At 68.7% G+C, this 18,940-nt stretch carries 17 protein-coding genes and 1 pseudogene; 14 read left to right on the top strand and 4 right to left on the bottom strand.

Annotated features, from left to right (window positions below; genetic code table 11):
- Positions 1-11: 11 nt before the first annotated feature.
- Complete coding sequence (locus tag QM701_RS16175; RefSeq protein WP_415168042.1) at positions 12-806, top strand: SDR family NAD(P)-dependent oxidoreductase; 795 nt, start codon at positions 12-14, stop codon at positions 804-806.
- Between the two features lie 76 nt (positions 807-882).
- Here QM701_RS16175 and cydX read toward each other — a convergent pair whose 3' ends face one another.
- The 4 genes from cydX to cydP are packed head-to-tail and all read right to left on the bottom strand — an operon-like array spanning position 883 to position 3,929.
- On the bottom strand, positions 883-993 hold the full coding sequence (cydX, locus tag QM701_RS16180; RefSeq protein ID WP_415168043.1) for a cytochrome bd-I oxidase subunit CydX: 111 nt from the start codon (positions 991-993) through the stop codon (positions 883-885).
- Positions 994-1,014: 21 nt separating this feature from the next.
- Positions 1,015-2,151, bottom strand: coding sequence for a cytochrome d ubiquinol oxidase subunit II (gene cydB, locus QM701_RS16185; protein ID WP_415168044.1), 1,137 nt, complete (start codon positions 2,149-2,151; stop codon positions 1,015-1,017).
- 12 nt (positions 2,152-2,163) lie between these two features.
- On the bottom strand, positions 2,164-3,699 hold the full coding sequence (locus tag QM701_RS16190; RefSeq protein WP_415168045.1) for a cytochrome ubiquinol oxidase subunit I: 1,536 nt from the start codon (positions 3,697-3,699) through the stop codon (positions 2,164-2,166).
- Positions 3,696-3,929, bottom strand: coding sequence for a cytochrome oxidase putative small subunit CydP (gene cydP, locus QM701_RS16195; protein ID WP_415168046.1), 234 nt, complete (start codon positions 3,927-3,929; stop codon positions 3,696-3,698). The genes QM701_RS16190 and cydP overlap by 4 nt, the downstream gene beginning before the upstream one ends.
- A 758-nt stretch (positions 3,930-4,687) precedes the next feature.
- On the opposite strand from cydP, the gene QM701_RS16200 reads away from it, so the two are divergent.
- From QM701_RS16200 to QM701_RS16260, 13 genes and pseudogenes are all read left to right on the top strand, one after another.
- Positions 4,688-5,782 carry a branched-chain amino acid ABC transporter substrate-binding protein gene (locus QM701_RS16200; protein ID WP_415168047.1) on the top strand — a complete coding sequence of 365 codons (1,095 nt, stop codon included), beginning with the start codon at positions 4,688-4,690 and terminating at the stop codon, positions 5,780-5,782.
- A 149-nt stretch (positions 5,783-5,931) separates the two neighbouring features.
- Entirely contained in the window at positions 5,932-9,069 is a 3,138-nt protein-coding gene (gene putA / locus QM701_RS16205; protein ID WP_415168048.1) for a bifunctional proline dehydrogenase/L-glutamate gamma-semialdehyde dehydrogenase PutA, read from the top strand.
- 233 nt (positions 9,070-9,302) lie between these two features.
- A complete protein-coding gene (locus tag QM701_RS16210; RefSeq protein WP_415168049.1) occupies positions 9,303-10,217 on the top strand; it encodes an ABC transporter permease subunit in 915 nt (304 codons plus the stop codon).
- Positions 10,217-11,516: pseudogene (gene livM, locus QM701_RS16215) on the top strand (high-affinity branched-chain amino acid ABC transporter permease LivM). Before QM701_RS16210 ends, livM begins: the two are co-directional and overlap by 1 nt.
- Position 11,517: 1 nt before the next feature.
- Positions 11,518-12,366 carry an ABC transporter ATP-binding protein gene (locus QM701_RS16220; RefSeq protein ID WP_415169417.1) on the top strand — a complete coding sequence of 283 codons (849 nt, stop codon included), beginning with the start codon at positions 11,518-11,520 and terminating at the stop codon, positions 12,364-12,366.
- On the top strand, positions 12,366-13,088 hold the full coding sequence (locus QM701_RS16225) for an ABC transporter ATP-binding protein (protein ID WP_415169418.1): 723 nt from the start codon (positions 12,366-12,368) through the stop codon (positions 13,086-13,088). Before QM701_RS16220 ends, QM701_RS16225 begins: the two co-directional genes overlap by 1 nt.
- Before the next feature lie 134 nt (positions 13,089-13,222).
- Positions 13,223-14,125: a DMT family transporter gene (locus QM701_RS16230; protein WP_415168050.1), complete on the top strand. Its 903-nt coding sequence runs from the start codon at positions 13,223-13,225 to the stop codon at positions 14,123-14,125.
- 175 nt (positions 14,126-14,300) lie between these two features.
- Entirely contained in the window at positions 14,301-14,753 is a 453-nt protein-coding gene (locus tag QM701_RS16235; RefSeq protein ID WP_415168051.1) for a hypothetical protein, read from the top strand.
- A 118-nt stretch (positions 14,754-14,871) separates the two neighbouring features.
- A complete protein-coding gene (thiD, locus tag QM701_RS16240; RefSeq protein WP_415168052.1) occupies positions 14,872-15,723 on the top strand; it encodes a bifunctional hydroxymethylpyrimidine kinase/phosphomethylpyrimidine kinase in 852 nt (283 codons plus the stop codon).
- A gap of 99 nt (positions 15,724-15,822) precedes the next feature.
- Positions 15,823-16,182: a hypothetical protein gene (locus QM701_RS16245; protein ID WP_415168053.1), complete on the top strand. Its 360-nt coding sequence runs from the start codon at positions 15,823-15,825 to the stop codon at positions 16,180-16,182.
- 139 nt (positions 16,183-16,321) lie between these two features.
- The gene (locus tag QM701_RS16250; protein WP_415168054.1) at positions 16,322-17,155 is read left to right on the top strand and encodes a Tim44 domain-containing protein; all 834 of its coding nucleotides are present in this window, start codon (positions 16,322-16,324) and stop codon (positions 17,153-17,155) included.
- A gap of 181 nt (positions 17,156-17,336) precedes the next feature.
- Positions 17,337-17,951, top strand: a complete 615-nt coding sequence (locus QM701_RS16255; RefSeq protein WP_415168055.1) for an exopolysaccharide biosynthesis protein — start codon at positions 17,337-17,339, stop codon at positions 17,949-17,951.
- A gap of 530 nt (positions 17,952-18,481) precedes the next feature.
- On the top strand, positions 18,482-18,940 hold the full coding sequence (locus QM701_RS16260) for a TRAP transporter small permease (protein ID WP_415169419.1): 459 nt from the start codon (positions 18,482-18,484) through the stop codon (positions 18,938-18,940).

Below are 18,940 nucleotides of genomic sequence, written 5' to 3' on the forward strand. Positions count from 1 at the left end.
CCCGGGACGGCTTGAACAAACCCTTTCTCTCCGGCCGCAAGGCCATCGTCACCGGATCGACGGCCGGGGTCGGCCTGGCCATCGCGCGGGCGCTCGTCCGCGCCGGCGCCGAGGTGGTGGTGAACGGGCGCAAGGCGGAGGCCGTCGAGCGCGCCGTCGCCGGCCTGTCCACCGAGCCCGGCGCGGCGGCGGTGCATGGCGTCGCCTGCGACGTCGGCACGGCGGCGGGCTGCGCCGCGCTGGTCGACGCGCATCCGGCGGCCGACATCCTGGTCAACAACGTCGGGGTTTACGGCGTCCGGGATTTCTTCGAGATCGACGACGCCGAATGGGAACGGTACATGAACGTCAACGTCATGTCGGGCGTGCGGCTCTCGCGCGCCTACATCCCGGGCATGCTCGAACGCTACTGGGGGCGCGTGGTGTTCATGTCGTCCGAATGGTGCCTCGACGTGCCGTCGGAGATGATCCACTACGGCCTGACCAAGGCGGCGGTCCTGTCGGTGACGCATGGCCTCGCCAAGCGCGTGGTGTGCTCCGGCGTGACCGTCAATGCCATCGTGCCGGGACCGATCCTGCCCGATCCCGTCTCGGCGGAGAGCGGCGGGGCCGACGTCTGCCTGACGATGGAGGAACGGCTGTTCGTCCTCCAGGAGAAGCAGCGGCCGGCGTCGATCGTGCAGCGCGCCACGTCGGTCGACGAAATCGCCCGGCTCGTGCTGTACCTCGCCTCGCCCGAGGGCGCGGGCACCAACGGCGCCAGCCTGCGGGTGGATGCCGGGGAACTGGAAGCCGTCGCCGGATAGTCCGCGCGGCGCCGGGAACTGGCAAAGCGAAACGGGCGCCCGCGGGCGCCCGTTTCATGACCGTGCCGGGTCGGGGTCAACGCTGCCGGTTATCGTTCGCGTCGTCCTGCGCCTCCAGCCACATGGCGTTGACGATGGCCAGCAGGACGGCGAAGCCGAGGCCGAGAATCCAGGTGAAGTACCACATGCGAGTTTTCCTTTCGAATGATCAGTAGGCGGTCTTGTCGTTCTTGACGATGAAGTCGCGCGTGACCTTGCCGGACATCACGCGGTAGGCCCAGCCGGTGTAGGCGACGACGAGGGGGGTGAAGATCAGCGCCACCCACAGCATCACGTTCAGCGTGAAATGGCTCGACGTCGCGTCCCAGGCGGTCAGGCTGGCCTTCGGCATTTCCGACGACGGCAGGATGAAGGGAAACAGCGCGACGCCGCCGGTGAGGATCACCGAGACGCAGGCCAGCGACGAGCCGACGAAGGCCAGCAGCGTCCGGCCAGCGCGCAGGGCGAGCAGCACGACGAGGCCGCCGAGGTAGGCCAGCGCGGGAATGAGCCACAGCGCCGGATGGTTCGCGTAGTTGGCGAACCACGCGCCGGGGACGCGGGCGACTTCCTTCATCAGCGGGTTGATCGGCGCGCCGACGTCGGCGATCGACTGGATGACGTAGCCGTCGATGCGCGCGACCCACCAGCCGGCCAGCGAAAAGGCCGCGAGCAGGACCACGACGCCGATGACGGCCGCCTTCCTGGCGCGCGCCTGCACGTCGCCGTCGGTGCGGTGCGACAGGAAGGTCGCGCCCTGCAGCATGAGCAGCGACAGGCTGACCACGCCGAAGAGCAGGGCGAACGGGTTGAGCAGCGCCCAGAACGAGCCCGAGTAGAACGAACGCATGGTGTCGTCGAGCCGGAACGGCACGCCGAGGAACAGGTTGCCGAAGGCCACGCCGAAGACCAGCGCCGGGATCGCGCTGCCGGCGAACAGGCCCCAGTCCCAGGCCTTGCGCCACGTGGGGTCGGGCAGCTTGGAGCGGTATTCGAAGCCGACCGGGCGGAAGAACAGGGCGAACAGCACCAGCAGCAGCGCCCAGTACAGGCCGGAGAAGGCGGTGGCGTAGACGAACGGCCAGGCGGCGAAGACGGCGCCGCCGGCGGTGATGAACCACACCTGGTTGCCATCCCAGTGCGGGGCGATGGTGTTGATCATCACGCGGCGTTCGGTGTCGTCCTGGCCGACGACCGGCAGCAGCATGCCGACGCCCATGTCGTGGCCGTCCATGATGGCGAAGCCGATCAGCAGCACGCCGACGAGCAGCCACCAGATCAGTTTCAGGGTCGCGTAGTCGAGCATTTGGCGTTCTCCTCAGGCGTGGTCCGGTTGCAGGGCGGCGGGGCCGAGACGGGCGTACTTGAACATCAGGTACATCTCGACGATCAGCAGCAGCGTGTAGAAGCCGACGAAGCCGGCGATCGACCCCCACAGGTTGGCAGCGGACAGGCTCGACGCCGACAGGTGGGTCGGCAGCATGCCGAACACCGTCCACGGCTGGCGGCCGTACTCGGCGACGAACCAGCCGCACAGGCAGGCGATCCACGGCGCCGGCAGGCTCCACAGGAAAGCCTTCATCAGCAGCGGGTGTTTGTGGTGCGTGTTGTGGATCGACAGCCAGATGGCCGCGACGAACAGCCCGAGCATCAGGAAGCCGAGGCCGACCATGATGCGGAAGCTCCAGAACAGCGGCGTGACCTTGGGCACGGAATCCATCGCCGCCTGCTCGATGACTTCCGGCGTGGCCTGGCGCACGTCCTCGACGTGGCGCCGGACCAGCAGGCCGTAGCCCATGTCGGCCGCATGCTGCTCGAATCTTTCCCGCGCCGCCCGGTCGTCCGGGTTCTTGCGCATGTCCTCGAGCGCGGCGACGGCCTGCACGCCGGAGGCGATGCGCTCCTTGTTCTTCTCGCGGATCTCGCGGATGCCCGGCAGCACCTTGTCGGTGGAACGGGTGGCGATCAGGCCGAGCATGTAGGGCACGCGGATCGCCCAGTCGTTGGCCTGCTGCTCCTCGTTGACCCAGGCGACGAGGTTGAAGCCGGCCGGCGCCGGTTCGGTCTCCCACATGGCCTCGATGGCCGCCAGCTTGGACTTCTGCGATTCGGAGACGGAGTAGCCGGATTCGTCGCCGAGCACGATCACCGACAGCGTGCCGGCCAGGCCGAACGCCGCCGCGATGCGGAACGAGCGGCGCGCGAATTCGACGTGCATGCCCTTGAGCAGGTACCACGCCGAGATGCTGAGCACGAACAGCGAACCGGTCACGTAGCCGGCGGCCACGGTGTGCACGAACTTGGCCTGGGCCACGGGGTTGAACACCAGCGCCGCGAAATCGGTCAGCTCCATGCGCATGGTCACCGGGTTGAAGGCCGAGCCGACCGGGTCCTGCATCCAGGCGTTGGCGATCAGGATCAGCACCGCCGACAGGTTGGAGCCCAACGCCAGCAGCGCGGTGACGGCCAGGTGGCCGCGCTTCGACAGGCGGTTCCAGCCGAAGAAGAACAGGCCGAACATGGTCGATTCGAGGAAGAAGGCCATCAGCCCCTCGATGGCCAGCGGCGCGCCGAAGATGTCGCCGACGTAGTGCGAGTAGTAGGCCCAGTTGGTCCCGAACTGGAATTCCAGGGTGATGCCGGTGGTGACGCCGAGCGCGAAGTTGATGCCGAACAGTTTGCCCCAGAACTGGGTCATCTCCTTGTAGATCGGCTTTCCGGTCATCACGTACACCGACTCCATGATCACCAGAATCCACGACAGGCCGAGCGTCAGGGGTACGAAGATGAAGTGGTACATCGCCGTCGCCGCGAATTGCAGGCGCGACAGGTCAACGACCGTCGAGTCGATCATTTGCTATCTCCTGGGGAGGTTGGAATGGAAGAGGTGATGGATGGCCTGCCGGCGGCGATGCGGTCGCCCATGGCGTCCTCGTCGACCTTGACCTTGTACGGCTTGATGAAGACGTGCCAGAGCAGCGTGAGCAGGATGATCTTGACGACCAGCACGACGGCCAGATGCAGGACCAGCCGCGAGCGATGCGGGCGGGATGGAGGCGGGCTGGGGTCGGTGGCGGGTTTCATGGCGATGGCGTGGTCGATAGGCGGCCGCGGGCGCTTGAGTGCCCTCGCGGCGATGGTTCGGACTCCCTTTGGCGCGGGCTTGATGCGGCCGTCGAAATCAGGCCGGCAGTCCCGTCATGCGCCCCGACGGAATGATTTGCTTGCAGGCTAGACGCTGGTCCGGGAGCCGTCAACTCGCGGCCGGCCGGGAGCGGGCCATGACGCCGCCGATGCGAGGCGATTACCCGGCGGCGTGTCGTTCGATCTGAATCGTATTTGATATGGATCAATTAATCAAGCCGGGCGGCTGCTGCTGAGTTCCTGTAAATGACATTAAGATCAGGTTAGTCAATGGGTTGTGTCGATGCGGCGGAAAACGCCGTTCGTGTCGTGACGAATGGATTTGAGATGAATCAATCCTGACCCGGCGCCGGAACGCGCCTCCGTCGCCTCTTCTGTCGGCGATGCGCGCGGGCGCCGAAAATAGGCGCAGCGCTCTTTCGGGCCGCGCGGGCCGGTGGTATGTTTCCTTCTCCGCACACGAACGGTGCCAACCGGGCCGGTCGCCGACCCGGAAGGGTGCGGAAAGGCCGCGCGCCGCCTCGAACGGTTCGTCCAACCGGCTGTTTTTACTGGGCTTTCAATGGCTGGCGCGTGAAATGCTTGCGGGTCCCGGCGAGCTTCCCACACACCACGTGCGAGGAGCCCCTGCTTCGTGGCCGGGCGGCACGCGGGATTCTCCGGATGATTCGGACAACACTTACAAAGGAGTTCCATCGATGAAGAAAATCCTCCTCGCCGGCTGCGGGCTGCTGGCCGTGCTGGGCACGGCGGCGCACGCCGACCACCTCGTCGCCATCGCCGGTCCGATGACCGGACAATACGCCTCGGCGGGCGACCAGATCCGCAAGGGCGCCGAAATGGCCATCGCCGACATCAATGCCAAGGGCGGCGTGCTCGGCCAGAAGCTCAAGCTCGAAGTCGGCGACGACGCCTGCGATCCGAAGCAGGCCGTCTCGGTCGCCAATACCATGGTCAACCGCAAGATCGTGTTCATGCACGGCCACTGGTGCTCCAGCTCGACCATCCCGGCGTCCGACGTGTATAACGAATCGCAGATTCCGATGGCCACCGTGTCAACCAATCCGCAGGTCACCGAGCGCGGCCTGAAGAACATCTTCCGCATCATGGGCCGCGACGACCAGCAGGGGCTGGTGGCCGGCGGCTACCTGGCCGACAACTTCAAGGGCAAGAAGATCGCCGTGGTCAACGACAAGAGCGCCTACGGCAAGGGCCTCGCCGACGAGATCGCCAAGGCCATGCAGGCCAAGGGCGCCAAGCCCGCGCTGCGCGAATCGATCACCGCCGGCGAGAAGGACTACTCGGGCCTGATCAGCAAGCTGAAGTCGGCCGGCGTCGAGGTGATGGCCTACGGCGGCTATCACACCGAAGTCGCGCTGATCCTGCGCCAGGCGCAGCAGGCCGGCCTCAAGCTGACGGTAATGGGCGGCGACACGATGACCAACACCGAACTGGTGACCGCCGCCGGCCCGGCCGCCGACAACGTGCTGTTCACCTTCTCGCCCGACCCGCGCAAGAATCCCGGCGCGGCGGACGTGGTCAAGAGGTTCCGCGACGCCAAGGTCGAGCCGGAGGGCTACGTGATGTACGCCTACGCGGCGATGCAGCTCTTCGCCCAGGCCGCCGAGCAGGCCAAGAGCGTGAAGTACGCCGACCTCGAAAAGACCCTGCGCGGCGGCAGCTTCGACACGGTGATCGGCAAGCTGTCCTTCGACGCCAAGGGCGACAACAAGCTGCCCGGCTTCATGGTCTATCAGTGGAAGGGCGGCAAGTACGACTACGTGGGCAAGTGATCGCCTGAGGGACCCCGTTCCTCCCCCTTCAAGGGGGAGGTCAGGAGGGGGATGGGGTTCCGGATTTACGGCCAGACCCCATCCCCACCCCAACCCTCCCCTTGAAGGGGAGGGAGCAAGAAGTCAAGCCGCCTCTTTAGGACACGGCCATGAGCCAGACATATGGCGACACGCTGCGCGATGCGCTGCGGGCGGCGCATCGCGCCGATGAAATGGAAATCGTCAACGCGCTGATCGAACGGGCGCGGTTCACGCCGGAGGAACGGCAGCGCATCTTCGCGCGCGCCAGGCCGCTGGTCGAGGCGGTGCGCGGCAAGCGCCTGAAGAGCACCGGCATCGATGCCTTCCTCAACACCTATGACCTGTCCTCGCGCGAGGGCGTGGTGCTGATGTGCCTGGCCGAGGCGCTGCTGCGCATCCCGGACACCGCGACGGTCAACCGGCTGATCCGCGACAAGATCGGCAACACCGAATGGGCCAACCGGCTCGGCGCGTCGCACAGCACCTTCGTCAACGCCGGCACCTGGGCGTTGATGCTGACCGGGCGCATCGTCCACCTCGACGGCGCCGAGAAGAACCTCGGCGGCACGCTGAAACGCCTGATCTCGCGGGTCGGCGAGCCGGTCATCCGGCAGGCGGTGAGCACGGCGATGCGCATCCTCGGCCGGCAGTTCGTCATGGGGCGCACCATCGAGGAGGCGCTCGAACGCGCCGCCGGCGCCGGGAAGCACGGCTACCGCCACACCTTCGACATGCTCGGCGAGGCGGCGCGCACCGCCGCCGACGCGGCCCGCTACGCCGGGCTGTACGGCCGGGCCATCGACGCCATCGGCGCCGCCGGGGGCGGCCGGCCGGCGCTGGAAGCGCCGTCGGTGTCGATCAAGCTTTCCGCGCTGCATCCGCGCTACGAGGTCGCCAACGAGGAGGGCGTGCGCCGGGAGCTCTGGCCGGTGGTCAAGGCGCTGGCGCTCAAGGCCAAGGAGCACGGCGTCGGCTTCACCATCGACGCCGAGGAGGCGGACCGCCTGGAGCTTTCGCTCGACCTGATCGAGTGCCTCGCGCTCGACCCGGACCTGGCCGGCTGGGACGGGCTGGGCATGGCGGTGCAGGCGTACCAGAAGCGCGCCTACGGCGTCGTCGAATGGCTGGCCGAACTGGCGCGCCGCTCCGGCCACCGCTTCGGCCTGCGCCTGGTCAAGGGCGCCTACTGGGACGCCGAGATCAAGGCCACGCAGGAGCGCGGGCTGTCCGGCTACCCGGTGTTCACCCGCAAGGTGAACACGGACGTCGCGTACCTGGCCTGCGCGCGGCGGATGTTCGCCGACCCGGCGGCCTTCTACCCGGCCTTCGCCACGCACAACGCGCACACCCTGGCGGCCGTCGCCGAGCTCGCGGGAAGCCGTACCGACTGGGAATACCAGCGCCTGCACGGCATGGGCGAGGAGCTCTATGACGAAGTGGTCGGCCCGGACAAATGGGGGGCCGCCTGCCGCATCTACGCGCCGGTCGGCAGCCACGAGGAACTGCTGGCCTACCTGGTGCGCCGCCTGCTGGAAAACGGCGCCAACTCCTCCTTCGTCAACCGCATCGCCGACGCGCGCCTGCCGGTCGGGCAACTGGTCGCCGATCCGGTGGAACAGGCGGCCACGCTCGCCGCCAAGCCGCATCCCGGAATTCCCCCGCCGCGCCGCCTGTTCGGCGCCGCGCGCGCCAACAGCGAAGGAGTGGACATGCACGACAAAGCCGCGCTCGCCGATCTGCGCCGGGCCATCGAGCGCAGCGCCGCGGAACGCCACGAAGCGGCGCCGCTGATCGGCGGCCGGCCGGTAGCGGGCAAGCGCAGCAAGGTCTGCGCGCCGGCCGATCGGCGCGAGGTCGTCGGCCACGTCACCGAAGCGACGGGCGAGGACGCGGCGGCGGCCATGGCCCGCGCGGCGGCGGCCTTCCCGGCGTGGTCCGGCACCGGCGCCGTCGAACGCGCGGCGGTCCTCGACCGCGCGGCCGAGATGATGCAGCGGCGCCTGCCGGAACTGGCCGCGCTGATCGTGCGCGAAGGCGGGCGGACGCAGGGCGACGCCGTCGCGGAGGTGCGCGAGGCGATCGACTTCTGCCGCTACTACGCCGCGCAGGCGCGCGAGAAGTTCGCCGAGCCGATCGTCCTGCCGGGGCCGACCGGCGAGAGCAACACGCTGTCGCTGCACGGGCGCGGCGTGTTCGTGTGCATCAGCCCCTGGAATTTCCCGCTGGCCATCTTCACCGGCCAGGTCGCCGCCGCGCTGGCCGCCGGCAACACCGTCGCCGCCAAGCCGGCCGAGCAGACGCCGCTGGTCGCCGCGCAGGCCGTGCGCCTGCTGCACGAGGCGGGCGTGCCGGCCGACGCGCTGGCCTTCCTGCCGGGCGGCGGCCGCATCGGCGCGGCGCTGGTGGCCGATCCGCGCTGCGCCGGCGTGGCCTTCACCGGCTCGACCGAGGTGGCGCGCGCGATCGCCCAGGCGCTGGCCGCCCGGCCCGGCCCGCTGGTGCCGCTGATCGCCGAGACCGGCGGGCAGAACGCGATGATCGTCAACTCGTCGGCGCTGGCCGAGCAGGTGGTGCGCGACGTCATCGCCTCGGCCTTCGATTCCGCCGGCCAGCGCTGCTCGGCGCTGCGCGTGCTGTTCCTGCAGGAGGACATCGCCGACAAGGTGACGGCGATGCTGCGCGGCGCCATGCAGACGCTGCGCATCGGCGATCCGGCCGACATCCGCACCGACGTCGGCCCGGTCATCGACGACGACGCGCGCTACATGCTCGAACGCCACAGCCGCAAGCTGGACGGCTTCGCCACGCCGATCCACGTCTGCGAGCTCGACGCCGAGGCGACCGCGCACGGCAGCTTCTTCGCCCCGCGCGCCTACGAGATCGACGACCTCGCGCGGCTGGAGCACGAAGTGTTCGGGCCGATCCTGCACGTCGTGCGCTGGCGCGCGGAGGATCTGGACGCGGTCTGCGATGCGATCGCCGCCACCGGCTTCGGCCTCACGCTCGGCATCCACAGCCGCATCGACGAGACCGTCGGGCGCATCGTCCGGCGCCTGGGCGTCGGCAACACCTACGTCAACCGCAACATCATCGGCGCGGTGGTCGGCGTGCAGCCGTTCGGCGGCGAGGGGCTCTCCGGCACCGGGCCGAAGGCCGGCGGGCCGCACTACCTGTACCGCTTCGCCTGCGAGCGGACGCTCTCGGTCGATACCACGGCGTCGGGCGGGAACGCCGTGCTGATGTCGCTGGACGAGGGGGAGGGGTGATCGCCGATCCACGGTGCGATTGCACTACGTCACCCTCCCCTTCAAGGGGAGGGCCGGGGTGGGGATGGGGTAACAGCCTCGCCCTGCCGTATGAATTACCCCATCCCCCACCCGGCCCCCCCCTTGAAGGGGGAGGAGAGGGGCTGAAACGCCCGTGCCATGGCCCCACCCGTTCGGGTAAACTGCGGGCCTCGTCAAAACCGGCGGCCCCCACGCTTTAGGAACCATTATTTATGGCGCTTGCCTTGCAGCAACTCATCAACGGGCTGACGCTCGGCGCCGTGTACGGGCTGATCGCCATCGGCTACACGATGGTGTACGGCATCATCGGCATGATCAACTTCGCGCACGGCGACATCTACATGGTCAGCGCCTTCATCGCGATCACCGGCTTCACGCTGCTGACGGCCTTCGGCGTGGAGTCGGTGGCCTTCGCGCTGCTGGTGGTGCTGGCGGTGGCGGTGCTGTTCACCTCGGTGTACGGCTGGGCGGTCGAGCGGCTGGCCTACCGGCCGCTGCGCGGGGCGACCCGGCTGGCGCCGCTGATCTCGGCGATCGGCATGTCGATCTTCCTGCAGAACATGGTGCAGCTCACGCAGGGCGCGCGGGTCAAGCCGATCCCGCCGATGATCACCGGCGGCGTGGATCTGCTGACCGTCGACGGCTTCACCGCGCGGCTCTCCTATTCGCAGGTGCTCATCGTGCTGGTCACGGTGGCGCTGCTCGCCGGCTTCACCTGGCTGATCACGCGCACCTCGTTCGGACGCCAGCAGCGCGCCTGCGAGCAGGACCGCACGATGACCGCGCTGCTCGGCATCGACGTCGACCGCACCATCTCGCTGACCTTCATGCTCGGCGCGGCGCTGGCCGCCGTGGCCGGCGTCATGGTCACCATGTACTACGGCGTGGTCAACTTCTACATCGGCTTCGTCGCCGGCATCAAGGCGTTCACCGCGGCGGTGCTCGGCGGCATCGGCTCGCTGCCGGGCGCCATGCTCGGCGGGCTGCTCATCGGCCTGATCGAGGCCTTCTGGTCCAACTACCTGTCGGCCGAATACAAGGACGTGGCGACCTTCAGCATCCTGATCCTGGTCCTGCTGTTCCGTCCGTCCGGCCTGCTGGGCCGGCCCGAAGTGGAGAAGGTCTGATGCCGCCCTTCGTTTCCGCCAGCGACGCGCCGACCCTGGCCGAACGCGGCAAGGACGCGGCGGGCATCGCCCTGATCGCCCTGCTGCTCGGCATCCCGATGATCGGCCTGACCACCGCCGACCAGGGCGGCGCCCTGCAGGTGCTGACGCGCTGGCCGCTGCTCGGCGCCTTCGTCGCCGCCGCGTTCTGCGGCCGCCTGGTCCTGCGCTACGCGCTCGACGCGCTGAAGGCGCGCCGCCAGGCGCACGGCCGGCGGGCCGTGGCCGGGGACGCGCGGCGCGGGGGGCGCGTGCTGCAGGCGATCGGCTGGCTCGCCTTCGGCTGCGCCCTGGCGCTGCCCGCCGCCTTCTCCGACAACCGCTACGTCGTCAACACGGCGACCACGGTGCTGATCTACGTGATGCTCGGCTGGGGGCTGAACGTGGTGGTCGGGCTGGCCGGCCTGCTCGACCTCGGCCACGCCGCGTTCTACGCGGTCGGGGCCTACGCCTACGCGCTGTTGTCGAACGCAGTTCGGCTGGGGCTTCTGGGTGGCGCTGCCGGTCGCCGGGCTGATCGCCACCGTGTTCGGGCTGGCGCTCGGCTGGCCGAGCCTGCGCCTGCGCGGCGACTACCTGGCGATCGTCACGCTCGGCTTCGGCGAGATCATCCGCGTGGTGCTGATCAACTGGGCCGAGCTGTCGGGCGGGCCGAACGGCATTTCCTCGATCCCGCGCCCGTCCTTCTTCGGCCTGCCTTTCCTGCCGCCGGGCGAGACGCCGACCTTCGCCGCGTTCTTCGGGCTGGAGTTCTCGCCGATGCACCGCATCATCTTCCTCTACTACGTGATCCTGGCGCTCTCGCTGCTCACCAACGTGCTGGTCAAGCGCCTGCGCCGGCTGCCGATCGGCCGCGCCTGGGAGGCCATGCGCGAGGACGAGATCGCCTGCAAGGCGCTGGGCATCGACGTGACCAACGTCAAGCTCTCGGCCTTCGCGCTCGGCGCCATGCTCGGCGGCGTCGCCGGTGTGTTCTTCGCCGCGCGGCAGGGCTTCATCTCGCCCGAATCCTTCACCTTCAACGAATCGGCGATCATCCTGGCGATCGTCGTGCTCGGCGGCATGGGCAGCCAGCTCGGCGTGGTGCTGGCCTCGCTGGTGCTGGTGCTGATCCCGGAGGTCGGGCGCGACTTCGCCGAGTACCGCATGCTGCTGTTCGGCGCGGCGATGATCCTGATCATGGTCTGGCGGCCCGGCGGCATCCTCTCGCACCGCGAGCCGACGCTGCGCCATGCTCCCACGGGAGGCGGCCATGCCTGAGATGGGGACGCCGCTCCTGTCCGTCGAACGCCTGACCATGCGCTTCGGCGGCCTGGCCGCCATCGATGACCTGTCGCTGGACGTGCCGGCCGGCCGGATCACCGGCGTGATCGGCCCGAACGGCGCGGGCAAGACCACCTTCTTCAACTGCCTGACCGGCTTCTACAAGCCGACCGCCGGCAGCGTCCGCCTCCACCACCCGGTGCGCGGCGCGCTGCGCCTGGAGTCGCTGCCCAGCCATCAGGTGGCGCACGTGGCGCAGGTGGTGCGCACCTTCCAGAACATCCGCCTGTTCCCGAAGATGACCGTGCTGGAAAACCTCATCGTCGCGCAGCACAACGCCTTGCAGCGGGCCTCGCGCTTCTCGCTGGCCGGCATCTTCGGCCTGCCGGCGTACCGCCGCGCCGAGGAACGGGCGCTGGACAAGGCGGTGGACTGGCTCCGGCGCCTCGACCTGCTCGACAAGGCCGACCTGCCGGCCGGCGGCCTGCCCTACGGCACGCAGCGGCGGGTGGAGATCGCCCGCGCCCTGTGCGTCGATCCGCTGCTACTGTGCCTCGACGAGCCGGCGGCGGGGCTCAACCCGCGCGAATCGGGCGAACTCAACGAACTGCTGCTGCGCCTGGTCGCCGAGGAGCGGCTGACCCTGCTGCTCATCGAGCACGACATGAGCGTGGTGATGAATGTGTGCGACCACATCTGCGTGCTCAACTACGGGCGCAAGATCGCCGAGGGCACGCCGGCGGAAATCCAGAACGACCCGCAGGTGATCAAGGCCTATCTCGGCGAGGAGGACGGCGGCGACGCCCGCGCCGAAACGCCGGCAAAGGCGGAGGAGGCGCGCGCATGATGCTGCAATTGACCGGCGTGCACGCCCATTACGGCCACATCCATGCGCTGCGCGGCATCGACCTGTCGGTGCAGGTCGGCGAGGTGGTCACCCTGATCGGCGCCAACGGCGCGGGCAAGTCGACGCTGCTGATGTCGCTGTTCGGCCAGCCGCGCGCCTCGGCCGGGCGCATCGTCTTCGACGGCGAGGACATCACCCGCCTGCCGACGCACGTCATCGCCCGGCGCGACATTTCGCTGGTGCCCGAGGGGCGGCGCATCTTCCCGCGCATGACGGTCATGGAGAACCTGCTGATGGGCGCGGTGATGGCCGACCCGCGCAACCTGGAGGTCAACCTGAAGCGCATGTACGCGCTGTTCCCGATCCTGGAGGAACGCCTGGAGCAGCGCGCCGGCACGCTGTCCGGCGGCGAGCAGCAGATGCTGGCCATCGCCCGCGCGCTGATGGCCCGGCCCAAGCTGCTGCTGCTCGACGAACCTTCGCTCGGCCTGGCGCCGCTGTACATCAAGAAGATCTTCCAGACCCTGCGCGAGCTCAACCAGGACCATGGCGTGACCATCCTGCTGATCGAGCAGAACGCCCACCACGCCCTGCGCGTGGCGCACCGCGGCTACGTCCTGCAGCACGGCCAGATCGTCATGACCGGCTCGGGCCGTGACCTGCTGGCCAGCGCCGAGGTGCGCGCGGCCTACCTGGAAGGCGGCGGCGGGGCGGCGGCGTAGAATTCCGTTTATCGACCGCGGAGAAAATCCGAAATTTTCAACCACGGCGACACGGTGGGCACGGCGGAAAAGCAAAAACGCGACTTTTCGCCGTGTCGCCGTGGTTAACTCTTCTTCCTACCCGGAACCGCCCCATGCCTGACCACCACCCGCCCCGCTGGATGCCGTTCGTCGTGCTCGGCATCGGCCTGCTGGCGATCTCCTTCGGCGCGATTTTCGCGCGCTTCGCGCAGGGCTACGGCCTGCCTTCGCTGGCGGTCGCGGCGCTGCGCCTGGGGCTGGCGGCGCTGATCGTGACGCCGCTCGCCTGGTGGCAGTCGCGGCGCGCGCTGCGCGCGCTGGACCGGCGCCAGTTGATGCTGGCGGCCGGCGCGGGCTTTTTCCTGGCGCTGCATTTCGCCACCTGGATCAGTTCGCTCGAATACACCTCGGTCGCCAGCAGCACGGCGCTGGTGACGACCAACCCGGTGTGGATCAGCCTGGCCTCGCTCGCCCTGTTCGGCGAAAAGCCGAGCCGCATGACCCTGGCCGGCATCGCCGTGTCGCTCTCAGGCAGCCTGCTGATCTTCTGGAGCGACAGCCGCGGCGGCGGAGGCGGCAGCGACGCGCTGCTCGGCAACGGGCTGGCGCTGGCCGGCAGCTGGTGCTTCTCGGCCTACCTGCTGGTCGGCCGCCGCCTGCGCGCGGGCATGCCGCTGCCGGCCTACATCTGGCTGGCCTACGGTGCCGCCGCGCTGTTCCTGCTGCTGGCGTGCCGCGCGGGCGGCGTGCCGGTGGCGGGCTACGCGGTGCCGGCGTACGTCGCGGCGCTGGCGCTGGCCCTGGTGCCGCAACTGCTCGGCCACACCGCCTACAACTGGTCGCTGCGCTACGTATCGCCCACCTTCGTCGCCGTGGTCACGCTCGGCGAACCGGTGGGCAGCGCGCTCCTGGCCTGGCTGTTCTTCGGCGAGTCGTTCGCGCCGGTGCAGGCCGCCGGCTTCCTGCTGCTGCTGGGGGGCATCTATCTGGCGGCGGTGGGGGAGACGCGCCGTTGAACGGCGTTCTTTTACCACGGCGACACGGCGGACACGGCGAAAAGACAAAACCTTGTTTTGCGTTGTGCCCGTTGTGTCGTTGTGGTTAAAAAGCCCTTGCCTTCGCCGTGCCCGCCGTGTCGCCGTGTTTAAATGGTTTTTTCTCCGAGCCCTCCGTGGCTGACGAGGTTTTCAAATGAAGCATCGGTTGTTTTTCCTGTTCGCCTGCCTGTTTTTCGCCGCTTCCCGGGCCTTTGCGCTCGAAGTCGTCTCGGCGGAGTTCGGCGTGTTCGACGCCAGCGATCCGCAGCGGATCGTGTTCGTCCCGGCGGACGTGGTGCCGCGCCGCGCGGGACAGCGCTACGGCTGGATGATCGAACTGCGCGGCGCCGGGCGCTCGGTCAGCGTGCGCGAGGAATACCTGCTGCCGAGCCGGGCGGTCGAGGGGCGCACGGAATCGGCCGAGGGGACGAAGCTGGTGATCCCGCTGGAGCGGCGCAGCCAGGTCAGCCAGCGGCAGCTCGTGCCGGTCGACGGGCGCATCTACGGGGAATGGTCGGTCGGGCCGCAGGAGCCGGCCGGGCCGCGCCGGCTGGAGGTCGTCGTCGAAGGGCAGGTGGCGGCCAGCTTCGCGTTCGAGGTGAAGTAGGGCGGCGCTGCGAAGAACGGCCGATCGCCGCTAGAATCGATGCTGCGCGGGCTCGTCGCAGGAACTGGCGTCCGCCAGGAAGGCAGGGCGACCGCCGCCAAACCGGAGTGAATGCCGCATGAAAACCGTTGCGCTCAATTTCGAATACCCCCGCGTATTGTCCATCGCCGGTTCCGACAGCGGCGGCGGCGCGGGCATCCAGGCCGACCTGAAGGCCATCGCCGCGCTGGGCTGCTACGGCATGACCGCGATCACCGCGCTGACCGCGCAGAATACGCGCGGCGTGCGCTCCATCCACGGCGTGCCGCCGCCGATGCTGCGCGACCAGATCGACGCCGTGATCGAGGACATCGGCGCGCACGCCGTCAAAATCGGCATGCTGCACGCGCCCGAGATCGTCGAGGTGGTGGCCGCGGCGATCGATCGGCACGCCCTGCGCAACGTGGTGCTTGATCCGGTGATGGTGGCCACCAGCGGCGCCACGCTGATCGAGACGCCGGCCATCGCCGCGCTGGTGCGCGAGCTCTTTCCGCGCGTCGAGCTCGTCACGCCCAATCTCGACGAGGCATCGCTGCTGGTCGGCCGCTCCTTGCGCACGTCGGAGGACATGGAGGCCGCCGCCCTGGCCCTGCTCGGCCACGGCGCGCGCGCCGTGCTGCTCAAGGGCGGGCACCTGCCGGGCGAGGTGGTGATTGATCTGCTGGTCACCGCGGCCGGCGAGAAATACCGGATGGAGGCGCCGCGCATCGATAGCGCCAATACGCACGGCACGGGCTGCACGCTGTCCAGCGCCATCGCGGCGCATCTGGCCCTCGGCGCGCCGCTGCCGGAGGCGGTGCTGCGCGCCCGGGCCTACGTGCGGCAGGCCTTGCGCGCCGGTGCGCCGGTGCGCACCGGCGCGGGCGGCGGGCCGCTCGACCACGCGCATTCGCCGGCCAGCATGCGCCTACTGCCGCTGGCGGACGGCTGAGCGGGCCGCCGCCCGCGCCGTTTCCGGTGCCGGGAACGCTTGTCGCGGCCGGGCGGTCAAGATAGACTCCAGCACAATCCATTGATCGCTTCCCGTCCATTGTCCGCTTCGATCCTCCGTTTCCGCTGGCTGGCCGCCTTGCTGGTGGCCCTCTCGCTGATCATGCCGCACCTCTCGGGCGGAGCCTCGCTGCCGTCCCTGCCGGTCGCCGGCGTGGAAGTCGGCCTGGCGGACGACGCGCGCGCCATCCCTGACGGCGACGTCGAGAACGACGCCGAAAACGGCAGCGAAAGCGATCCGTATGCGCGCGACTACCCCTACGAGATCGACAAGATCCTCGCGCTGTCCTCCCTGCCCTGGGGCGCGGTGACGGTTGCATGGGGCGGCGGCTACCTCGCCGGCCCGGCGCCCGATCCGGTGTTCTCCTTCGAACGGCCTCCCAAGCCGCGGATCGCCTGATCCGGCGCGGCGGACGGCGAATCCCGGAAACGCGGTTTCCGGTGCGCATCGTCCGCCGGCGTCTCCCCCTCATCCAGCAAGTTTGCTTTGCCCGCCTTGGGGTCCATCCCACAGGCGGATTTCGCGCAACGGAGTGAAAATGAAAAAGATTCTGATGGCTTTGTTTCTATCGTTCGTGGCCCTCGGCCTGAGCGTCGGCGATGCCGAGGCCAGGCGACTGGGCGGCGGCAAGTCGGTGGGCATGCAGCGGCAGGCGGTGACGCCGCCGCCGGCCCGGCCCGCGCAGCAGCAGGCGGCGCCGGGCGCTCCCGCCGGGGCGCCGGCCGCGGCGGCCGCCCCGCGGAACAGCTGGCTCGGCCCGATCGCCGGGCTGGCCGCCGGCATCGGGCTGGCGGCCCTGTTCTCGCATCTCGGCCTGGGCGAAGGCCTGGCCAACGTGGTGATGATCGCGCTCCTGGCCATGGCGGCGCTGGTCGTCTTCCGCCTGCTGTTCCGCCGCCACGCGCCGGCCGCGCAGCCGATGCAGTACGCCGGCGGGCCGGCGCAGGGCGGCGTCATGACGCCGGTACCGGAGGCGGCCGGTTCGGCGGCGGGTTCCGTGCCGGCGGACTTCGACGTGCCGGCCTTCCTGCGCGTCGCCAAGCTCAATTTCGTCCGCCTGCAGGCGTCGAACGACGCGCGGAATCTCGACGACATCCGGGAGTTCACGACGCCCGAGATGTTCGCCGAGATCAAGCTGCAGATGGACGAGCGCGGCGCGGCGGCGCAGCAGACCGACGTGGTGCAGCTCGACGCCGAGCTGATCGAGGCGGTCACCGAAGGCCGGCAGCACGTGGCCAGCGTGCGCTTCAGCGGCCTCATCCGCGAGGAGGCCGGTGCCGCCGCGGCGCCGTTCGACGAGGTCTGGGTGCTCACCAAGCCCGCTGCCGGCGACGGCGGCTGGGTCATCGCCGGCATCCAGCAGGTCGGCTGAACCGGCCGGACGGGCGAGGGGGTTGCCGCCGGGCGGCAGCCCCTTTTTTGCGTGCCGGGCGGGCGGGAAACGGATTGCCGTTGAGGTAAGCTACGCCTTCCAGCGATACGGAAGAAAAGGCAAGTCTGTTGGCGTACCTGATGGCACGTGCACGCCGCGTGGCGAGAGACGGAGCGCGAGAATGAGCGAGAATGGCGCGCGCCTTTCGCTGTCCGGAGTGCTCCGCGTGCTGGCCAACGACGCGAGCCGCGAGCGGATTTCCATCCGCGACCTCGTCGAGGCGCTGGGGGATCGCGCGCTGGCCGCGCTGATGCTGGTCTTCGCGCTGCCCAACGTGATTCCCACGCCGCCCGGCACCTCGTCCGTGCTGGGCGCGCCCCTGATCTTCCTCACCGCGCAGCTCGCCCTCGGCCGCAAGCCCTGGCTGCCCGATTTCATCTGCGACCGGTCGCTGTCGTTCCACGACTTCCGTGTCCTGGTCCGCCGCATCGCGCCGTGGCTGGAGCGGGCGGAAAGGTTGCTGCGTCCCCGCGCGACCCGGCTCGCCGCGCCGCCGATGGAGTACTTCGTGGGACTGGTCTGCTTCGTCCTGTCGGTGATCCTGGCGCTGCCGATCCCGCTCGGCAACATCCCGCCGGCCCTGGCCATCTGCCTCATGGCGCTGGGCATCCTGGAGCGGGACGGCGGCTGGATCGTGGCGGGACTGATCGCCGCCGCGATCAGCGTTGCCATCGTCTTCGGCGTGCTCTTCGCGATGTTCGAGACGGCGCTGTTCGTCGGGCATCGCGTCTTCTGAGTCCCGGCCGGCGCGAGGCCGGCATACGCGCGGATATCCCGCCGTCCCGCGCCGCATGGCGCCCGCCTGTTCCCCTGGCCGGAGTAGCCGACGTTCGCCGCCCCGCTTTCCGCCGGAGGCGCATTGATCCCCTCGTGCCCCCGGCAGCTATCCAATACCGGGCTCTCGTTAGCCAACGATCTTGTGTAGTAGTATTACTATGACGTTGTACGAAACGGTCGCGCTACGGCTTTGTGCGTCTCCGGATTTCGGGCCGTGACCGGCTTAGGGTAAAGGGGCTGGCCTGCGTATCTCTAGTGTTTGTCGTGGTTCCCCTGGGTTTTGGATTCCTTGGGAGCAAGAGCAAGAAAACTGTTTACATGTTTTAAATTTGTAGTAGTATTACAAAAAAGCGATGGCCACATATCGCGGATGTCAGGGTTTCCAGTTACAAACCAGAAAAATCGGGGGCGGCATTGAAAGCTGAAAGCAAAGGAATTTTCCGCGCCTTCGACTACGTATTGGTCTTGGGTTTGGCCTCTATGGTAGCGATGGTGTTCGGGAATGTTGTGTTGCGGTACGTCTTCAATTCCGGGCTTGAATTCTCGGAAGAAGTCTCTCGTTTCGTCTTCGTCTGGCTGACCTTCATCGGGAGCGTCGTCGCCCTGCGGGAAGGGCTGCATCTCGGCATGGACACCGTGGTCAAGCGTTTTTCGCGCCAGGGGAAGCTGGCCTGCTACTGCGTCAGCCACCTGCTGATGTTGTGGTGCTGCGTGCTGCTCTTCAAAGGCAGCCTGGAGCAGGCCAGAGTGAATCTGAACAACTTCGCGCCGGTATCGAAGCTGCCGATCGCGGTGGTGTACAGCGTGGGGTTGTTCGCCGCGACGTTCATGGGCGGGATTCTCCTGCATGGCCTCTGGCGGGCGGTCAGGGGACGGCTCAGCGACGAGGAACTCGTTGAGGTGAAGGAGAGCGAGGACTCTTCCGCCGAGATCGGCACGGAGAAATGA

Origin of the sequence: Propionivibrio sp. (assembly GCF_047602565.1) — a bacterium.
Lineage (GTDB): Bacteria > Pseudomonadota > Gammaproteobacteria > Burkholderiales > Rhodocyclaceae > Propionivibrio.